This window comes from Burkholderia sp. Ac-20384 (genome assembly GCF_017104605.1).
In the GTDB taxonomy this organism is placed as follows: domain Bacteria; phylum Pseudomonadota; class Gammaproteobacteria; order Burkholderiales; family Burkholderiaceae; genus Burkholderia; species Burkholderia lata.
In genome coordinates this window covers 1-7,495 of the sequence record NZ_JAAGPE010000380.1, presented here as the reverse complement: position 1 = coordinate 7,495, position 7,495 = coordinate 1, and the positions used below count along the sequence as shown (strand labels likewise).

Here is a 7,495-nt window from a genome sequence, read left to right as displayed (position 1 = left end):
GCGTTCATTGCGGCGAGGCCGCCTTCGTTACCGGACGCGCCGAAGCCGTCCGCGCCCAGGCCGGCCGCGCCGACGTCGGCCGCCGTGTCGCTGCCCGCGCCCTGCCCCGCATTGCGCAGCAGCTGCTTCATCAGCGCGTCGGCGACACCGATCCCGCGCGTCGACATCTGCTGCGCGAGCTGCTGGTCGAGCATCGACGTGTACATCTTCGACGTATGCGAATCGAACAGCCCGCCGTCGGGCGACGCGTCGCGCATGCTCTTGAGCATCATCTGCGTGAACATCGCGTCGAACTGGCCGGCGACCGCCTTCGCGCCGGCCTGCGGCGACTGCTTCGCCTGCGCGCGCAGGGCGTCGAAACCCTGCACGTCGAGCGCAAAGCGCTGCGTGAGGTCGTTCGCGTTCGGGAGACTGGCTGCCATTTAGATGATCTCCAGGTCGGCGCGCAGCGCGCCGGCGGCCTTCATCGCCTGCAGGATCGACATCAGGTCCGCGGGCGTCGCGCCGAGCGTGTTCAGCGCCTTCACGACGTCGGCGAGATTCGCGCCGGCCGTCACCATCTTCAGCGCGCCGTTGTCCTGCTTGAGCTGGATCTGCGACTGCTGCGCCACCACCGTCTGCCCGTTCGAGAACGGCCCCGGCTGCGACACCACCGGCTGCGTGTTGACGACGACCGACAGGTTGCCGTGCGCGACCGCGCAGCTCTGCAGCGTGACCATCTGGTTCATCACGATCGAGCCGGTGCGCGCGTTCAGGATCACCTTCGCCGCGGCCTTGTCCGGGCTGACGTCGAGGTTCTGCAGCCGCGCCATGAACGCGACCTGCTGCGCCGAATCGGCCGGCGCGGTGAGCTGGATGGTGCGGCCGTCGAGCGCCGTCGCGGTGCCCGGGCCGAAGCTCGAATTGACCGCGGACACGATCCGCTGCGCGGTGCCGTAGTCCATGTCGTTCAGTTGCAGCTGCAGCACGCCGTTCATCTGCGCGATCGCGTTCGGCACGCCGCGCTCGACGATCGCGCCGCCGACGATCCGGCCGGCCGCGAGCTGGTTCACCTGCACGCGGCTGCCGTTCGCGCTGGCGCCCGCGCCGCCGACCGCCATGTTGCCCTGCGCGAGCGCGTAGACCTGGCCGTCAGCCCCTTTCAGCGGCGTCAGCAGCAGCGTGCCGCCGCGCAGGCTCTTCGCGTTGCCGAGCGACGACACGGTGACGTCGAGCGCCTCGCCCGGCCGCGCGAACGGCGGCAGCGTGCCGGTCACCATCACGGCCGCGACGTTCTTCAGCTGCATGTTGCTCAGCTGCGACGCGCCGCCGTTGGCCGAACCGTTGTTGATCGAGATGCCGAGGTTCGCGAGCATGTTCGCGAGCGTCTGCGTCGTGAACGGCGTCTGCATCGTCTGGTCGCCCGTGCCGTCGAGGCCGACGACGAGGCCATAGCCGATCAGCGGGTTGTCGCGCACGCCCTGGATCTGCGCGAGATCCTTCAGGCGTTCCGCGTGCGCGGGCGCCGCGCCGAACACGCAGGCCAGGGCCATGAACGCGACGGCGAGCCGCGCGGCGGCATGCGTGCGGGCGGACAGGCGGTCGAGAAGCGTCTTCTGCATCGTCATCACCACGGCGCGATGTTGAGGAAGAAGCGCTGCAGCCAGCCCATCGTCTCGGCTTCGTTGATGTAGCCCTTCGCCGAATATTCGATCTTCGCGTCGGCCACCTGCGTCGAGTAGACGGAGTTCGCGCCCGAGATCGTGTTCGGGTTGACGACACCCGAGAAGCGCACGAATTCGTTGCCCTGGTTGATCAGCATCTGCTTCTCGCCGCTGACCACGAGGTTGCCGTTCGGCAGCACGTTGGTGACGGTCACCGTGATCGTGCCGTTGAACGTGTTTGCCGCGCTCGCGCCGCCGGTCGCCGCGAACTTGTTGTTGCCGGTCGCCGACAGGTTCGCCTTCGCGAACAGCCCGCCGAGGAAGCCGGCCGTCGGCACGTTGAAGTCGGTGTTGCCCTGCCGGTTCGTGTTCGCGCCCGACGACTTGGTCGCGTTGATGTTCTCCGCGATCATGATCGTCAGGATGTCGCCGACGTTGCGCGGACGCTGATCCTCGAAGAGCGGCCGCCCCGCGTAGCCGGGGTTGTAGATCGAGCCGGGCGCCTGCATAGACACCGGCGTCGGCGGCTGCGCCGTCATCGGCTGCTGGATGATCGGATCGCGCGGAATCTGCGCGCAACCGGCGGCGAACGCCGCCACCGCGACCGCGCATGCGGCGCGGACGGTGGCTGACGGGAGGAGGCGAACCTGCTTCATGGCGACGACGGGTGTTCCGGTTAGCTCTTCATCTGCGTGACGGTCTGCAGCATCTGGTCGGACGTCGTCACGGCCTTGCTGTTGATCTCGTAGGCACGCTGCGTCTGGATCATGTTGACGAGCTCCTGCACGACGTTCACGTTCGACGATTCGACGTAGTTCTGGCTGAGCGTGCCCGCGCCGTTCAGGCCCGGCTGCGACACGTTCGGCGCACCCGACGACGTCGTTTCGGAGAACAGGTTCTCGCCGCGCGCCTCGAGACCGGCCGGGTTGATGAAGGTCGCGACCTGCAGCGAGCCGATCTGCACCGAATTGGTCGAGCCCGCCTGCGTGACCGTCACGACGCCGTCCTTGCCGATCGTCAGCGACGTCGCGTTCTGCGGAATCGTGATCGCCGGCAGGACCTGGTAGCCGCTCGACGTGACGAGCTGGCCCTGCGCGTTGGTCTGGAACGAGCCGTCGCGCGTGTAGGCGTTCGTGCCGTCCGGCATCAGCACCTGGAAGAAGCCCGCGCCGTTGATCGCGACGTCCTTCGAGTTGCCGGTCTGCGTGAGGCCGCCCTGCGTGTACAGGCGCTCGGTCGCGACCTGCTGCACGCCGGTGCCGAGCTGCAGGCCCGACGGCAGTTCCGTCTGCTGCGTCGAGTTCGCGCCCGGCTGGCGGATGGTCTGGTACAGCAGATCCTCGAACACCGCGCGCGACGCCTTGAAGCCGTTCGTGCTGGTGTTCGCGAGGTTGTTCGAAATCACGTCCATCTGCGCCTGCTGCGCATTCATGCCGGTGGCGGCGATGTAGAGCGAACGGTTCACTTGTCAGTTCTCCTGCGTAGGCTGGCATAGGGTCTGTTTACATATGTAAACAGACCCTATCGCTCAGCTGAAATTGAGCAGCTGGTTCGCCGACTGCTCGTTCTGGTCGGCCGTCTGGATCAGCTTCGACTGAAGCTGGAACGCGCGCGCGTTGTCGATCATCGCGACCATCGCGGTCACCGGGTTGACGTTGCTGCCTTCGAGCGAATTCGGCGTGACGACCACGTTCGGGTCGGCATCGGCCGGATTGCCGTCGGCGGTGCGGAACAGCCCGTCGTTGCCGCGCGTGAGCGTGGCCGGATCGGGATTCACGAGCTTCATCTGGTCGACGATCGCGACCGCCGTCGGCGGGTCGCCCGGCATCAGCGCGGAAATCGTGCCGTCCTTGCCGATCGTCACTTCCGCGTTCGGCGGCACCGAGATCGGGCCGCCGTTGCCGACCACCGGCAGGTTGCTCGCGTTGACGAGCTGGCCGTTCTCGTCGACGTGCAGGTTGCCGGCGCGCGTGTACGCCTCGCTGCCGTCGGCCGCCTGCACCGACAGCCAGCCCGCGCCCTGCACGGCGACGTCGAGCGGGTTGCCGGTGCGCGTAATCGGACCCGGCGCGTAGTCGGCGCCGGGCGTCGACGCGAGCACGTAGGTGCGCGTCGTCGTCGGGTCGCTCGTGCTGCCGTCGCCGAAATTCATCGGCACCGCGCGATACGTCGCGAGCTGCGCGCGAAAGCCCGTCGTCGACGCGTTCGCGAGGTTGTTCGCGACGATCGCCTGCTGGTCGAGCGACTGCGACGCACCCGTCATCGCCGTGTAGATCAGTCGGTCCATGGCTGCTCGTTGTCCGCGCTTACAGGTTGATGAGCGTCTGGTCGACGGTCTGCTGCGTCTTGATCGTCTGCGCATTCGCCTGGTAGTTGCGCTGCGCGGTGATCAGGTTGACGAGCTGCGACGTCAGGTCGACGTTCGAGTTTTCCAGCGCGCTGCCCTGCAGCGTGCCGTGGTTCGTGCTGCCCGGCGCCGAGACCTGCGGCACGCCCGACGCGGCGCTTTCCGCATACTGGTTGCCGCCGAGGTTCACCAGCCCGTTCGGGTTGTTGAAGTTCGCGAGCGCGATCTGGCCGAGCACGGCGGTCTGGCCGTTCGAGTAGTTGCCGGTCAGCTTGCCGTCGGTGCCGATCGTGTAGGTCGTCAGCGTGCCGCTCGCGTAGCCGTCCTGCGCAAGGTTGTTCACGCCGTCCTTGCCGCCGTATTGCGTCGTGCCGGTCAGGTCGAGCGTGAGGCTCTGCGGCGTTGCCGAGCCGTCGGTGTTCGGCACCGTGAACTGGAACTGGCCGACCGACGTGGTCGGCGTGGGCGGCGTGCCCGTCGTCGTGCTCTGGATCGTGCCCGACGAATTGAAGTTGACCGTGCCGAGATCGTTCGTGGCGCCGCCCTGCACGCCCGCGTACGCTTCCCACGTGCCGGCCGCCGACTTCACGAAGTACATGTTGACCGCCTGCGAACCGCCGAGCGAGTCGTACACCTGGATCGACGTCGAGTAGTTGTAGGTCGTGTTGTCGGTCGCGCTGAACGGCGTCTTGGTCGGCGTCGTGTCCTGCGAGTTCAGGTTGAACTGGGCCGAGATCTTGGTCGTCGCGGTCGGCGAGATGTTGGTCGTCGGCGCCTGCAGCGGCACGGTCTGCGCGGTGTTGATCACGCCGCCCGCGTTGGCTGCGTAGCCCATCAGGTTACGGCCTTGCGAGTCGACGATGTAGCCGTTCTTGTCGCGCTGGAACGTGCCGTCGCGCGAGTACGTCGTCACGCCGTTGTTCGACATCTGGAAGAAGCCGTTGCCGTTGATCGCGACGTCGAGCGACGAGCTCGACGAGTTGATCGTGCCCTGGCCGAAGTTCTGCTCCACCGCGTTCAGCGCGGTGCCGATACCGATCTGCGTGTTGGTCGACGTCGCGACCGAGTTCGCATACATGTCGGCGAACTGCGCGGTGCTCGACTTGAAGCCGACCGTGTTCGCGTTCGCGATGTTGTTGCCGATCACGTCGAGCGCGTTCGATGCACCCGAGAGGCCGCTCAGACCCTGTTGATAACCCATTTCGGTCTCCGTTTCGAGATTGCTCGATCAGTATCAGTTGGAGGTGGTGCCGCTGCCGGACGAATTCGACGCGGACGACGTGGTGTTCGGGAAAATCGACGCAACCTGGGTCAGCCCCACGGTCGTGCCGTTCGACAGCACGAGCCCGGCGGTGCCGTCCGCCTGCTTGATCACGCTCTGCACGGTCGACGCCGCGAGCGTCGTGGCCGGCTGCGGCGTGCCGTTGCTGTCGGTGTACGACGCGCTGACGGTGTACTTGCCGTCCGGCAGTGCGTTGCCCGCCGAGTCGGTCGGCGTCCAGTTGAACGGCACGGTGCCGGCCGACTGCGCGCCGGCGTTGATCGTGTTCACCACGGTGCCCGCCGCGTTCTTCACGGTGATCGTCAGGTTCGACACCGAGCTCGACAGCGACACGCCGAACGGCGACGCCGCGCCGCTCTTCACCGCGACCGCGTTGCCCGGCGCGAGCACGTTCGTGCCGATCAGCAGCGCGGCCTGCGTCTGCTGGCCGGCCGTGAGCTGCGTCGACAGCGACGTGAGCGACGTGTTCAGCTGCGCAATGCCGCTCACCGTGTTGATCTGGGCGAGCTGCGACGTCATCTGCGAGCTGTCGACCGGGCTGGTCGGGTCCTGGTTCTGCAGCTGCGTGACGAGCAGCTTCAGGAACGTCGCCTGCAGGTCGCTCGCCGACGTGCCGTTGGTGTTCGACACGTTGTTGGTGTTCATCGTGTCGGTCGGCAGGTTCGACACGTTCGTGCCGTTGCTGCCGATCGTCGTGCTGGAGGAAGTCATCCTGGGAGCCTTCTGTCGGAACTGTCGAGTCTGTAAGGTCGGTCGACGCGCGGCTTACGAGCCGATCGTCAGCGTCTTGAGCATCAGCGTCTTCGCGGTGTTCAGCGTCTCGACGTTGGCCTGGTACGAGCGCGATGCCGAGATCATGTTCACCATCTCCTGCACCGGATCGACGTTCGGCATCTGCACGTAGCCGTTCGAATCGGCAGCCGGGTTCGACGGGTCGTAGGTCGACTTCATCGGCGACGGGTCGTCCATCACCTTCGTCACGCGCACGCCGCCCACGCCCTGGCCGGACGCGGTGCGCGCACCGCCGATCGGGTCGGTCGCGAACACGACCTGCTTGGCCTTGTACGGCTTGCCGTCGGGGCCGGTCGCGCTGTCGGCGTTCGCGAGGTTCGACGCGGTGACGTTCAGGCGCTGCGACTGCGCCGACAGCGCCGAGCCGGCGACGCCGAAGATGTTCATCAACGAGGGCATGGAAGCTCCTTTTGCTCGGATTCGGTGGCGGTGCGCGCCGTCACTGGTTCGTCGTGATCGCGGCGATCATCGCCTTGATCTGCTGGGTCATCACGGTCATCCCGGTCTGGTAGTGCAGCGCGTTGTTCGCGAACTGCACGCGCTCGACGTCGAGATCGACCGTGTTGCCGTCGAGCGCCGGCTGCAGCGGCATCCGGTATTGCGCACGGCCGTAGTCGTCCGACGGGCCGCCCGTCGGGATCAGCTTCGCGGTGCCGGCCATGTGGCCCGCCGCCGTCGACACCATCGACATCCCGCTCGTCACGCCGGCCGGCTGCGCCATCGGCAGTTGCGCCGCGTTGCTCGGCGCGAGGCCGCCGCCCGCCTGCTTCAGCGAGCGCGCGAGCGTCGACGCGAAATCGACGTCGCGGGCCTGGTAGCCGGGCGTGTCGGAGTTCGCGATGTTCGACGACAGCAGTTCCTGCCGGTAGGCGCGTACGTCCAGCGCCTGTCGGCCGAACGCGAATTCCGCATCGAGTTTGTCCAGCATGTGTGCGTCTCTCCGTATGAAGCGCTGCACGCCCCTCGCGCCGGATGGCGACTCGAGAGGCTTTTTTCCATGACAGCGATGGTAGGCGTCGGACGCAACCGGCAATCGGGCGAATAACGCGGCAAAGGCCCCCTCTATTCATCGTTTGCGCGACCGCCCCGCTCCCTAGAATGCGAAGCGGAGCAACGGATCGGGGATACGGCGATGACTGGCAGCGCACTTCGCGGAAGGAACGGGCGGCTCACGCACGTCCGGCGTGCGTTTGTGCTCGCCGCGGCGCTGTGGATCGCCGCCCCGGCCGCGCACGCGGACGACGGGATGATCGTGATTCCGGGGCGCGGCGAGACGGCCGAAACCGCGCTCGCGCACGCCAATGCGGCGAGCGGCGGGCAGTTCGGCGGGAATGCGGCGATGGCGCCGGGTTCGGTTGTGGCGCCCGACGCCGGGCGCGCGGCGAGCAGCACGGGCGCCGCTGCCGGCGCGTCCGGCACCGGCTACGCGGA

General features: G+C 67.3%; 9 protein-coding genes and 1 pseudogene. 1 reads left to right on the top strand and 9 read right to left on the bottom strand.

The features are described from left to right. The 9 genes from G3O00_RS37635 to flgB form a co-directional block, all read right to left on the bottom strand. Window positions 1–422, bottom strand: a 422-nt coding sequence (locus tag G3O00_RS37635) for a rod-binding protein (protein ID WP_206146040.1), incomplete at its 3' end; no start/stop codon positions are given. Then, window positions 423–1,607 carry a flagellar basal body P-ring protein FlgI gene (locus G3O00_RS37630; RefSeq protein WP_206146039.1) on the bottom strand — a complete coding sequence of 395 codons (1,185 nt, stop codon included), beginning with the start codon at window positions 1,605–1,607 and terminating at the stop codon, window positions 423–425. Beyond that, window positions 1,607–2,299, bottom strand: a complete 693-nt coding sequence (gene flgH, locus G3O00_RS37625; RefSeq protein ID WP_174936228.1) for a flagellar basal body L-ring protein FlgH — start codon at window positions 2,297–2,299, stop codon at window positions 1,607–1,609. The genes G3O00_RS37630 and flgH overlap by 1 nt, the downstream gene beginning before the upstream one ends. A 20-nt stretch (window positions 2,300–2,319) precedes the next feature. Next, window positions 2,320–3,108, bottom strand: a complete 789-nt coding sequence (gene flgG / locus G3O00_RS37620) for a flagellar basal-body rod protein FlgG (RefSeq protein ID WP_011353466.1) — start codon at window positions 3,106–3,108, stop codon at window positions 2,320–2,322. A gap of 63 nt (window positions 3,109–3,171) precedes the next feature. Continuing rightward, the gene (flgF, locus tag G3O00_RS37615) at window positions 3,172–3,930 is read right to left on the bottom strand and encodes a flagellar basal-body rod protein FlgF (protein WP_011353467.1); all 759 of its coding nucleotides are present in this window, start codon (window positions 3,928–3,930) and stop codon (window positions 3,172–3,174) included. Between the two features lie 19 nt (window positions 3,931–3,949). Next, the gene (gene flgE / locus G3O00_RS37610) at window positions 3,950–5,191 is read right to left on the bottom strand and encodes a flagellar hook protein FlgE (RefSeq protein ID WP_174936226.1); all 1,242 of its coding nucleotides are present in this window, start codon (window positions 5,189–5,191) and stop codon (window positions 3,950–3,952) included. Window positions 5,192–5,224: 33 nt separating this feature from the next. Next, window positions 5,225–5,983, bottom strand: coding sequence for a flagellar hook assembly protein FlgD (locus G3O00_RS37605; RefSeq protein ID WP_174936224.1), 759 nt, complete (start codon window positions 5,981–5,983; stop codon window positions 5,225–5,227). A gap of 54 nt (window positions 5,984–6,037) precedes the next feature. Beyond that, a complete protein-coding gene (flgC, locus tag G3O00_RS37600) occupies window positions 6,038–6,463 on the bottom strand; it encodes a flagellar basal body rod protein FlgC (protein ID WP_011353470.1) in 426 nt (141 codons plus the stop codon). A 40-nt stretch (window positions 6,464–6,503) separates the two neighbouring features. Beyond that, the gene (gene flgB / locus G3O00_RS37595; RefSeq protein WP_206146038.1) at window positions 6,504–6,992 is read right to left on the bottom strand and encodes a flagellar basal body rod protein FlgB; all 489 of its coding nucleotides are present in this window, start codon (window positions 6,990–6,992) and stop codon (window positions 6,504–6,506) included. 204 nt (window positions 6,993–7,196) lie between these two features. Between flgB and G3O00_RS37590 the strand changes: the two are divergent. Further along, a pseudogene (locus G3O00_RS37590) lies at window positions 7,197–7,495 on the top strand (flagellar biosynthesis protein FlgA); the annotation flags it as partial.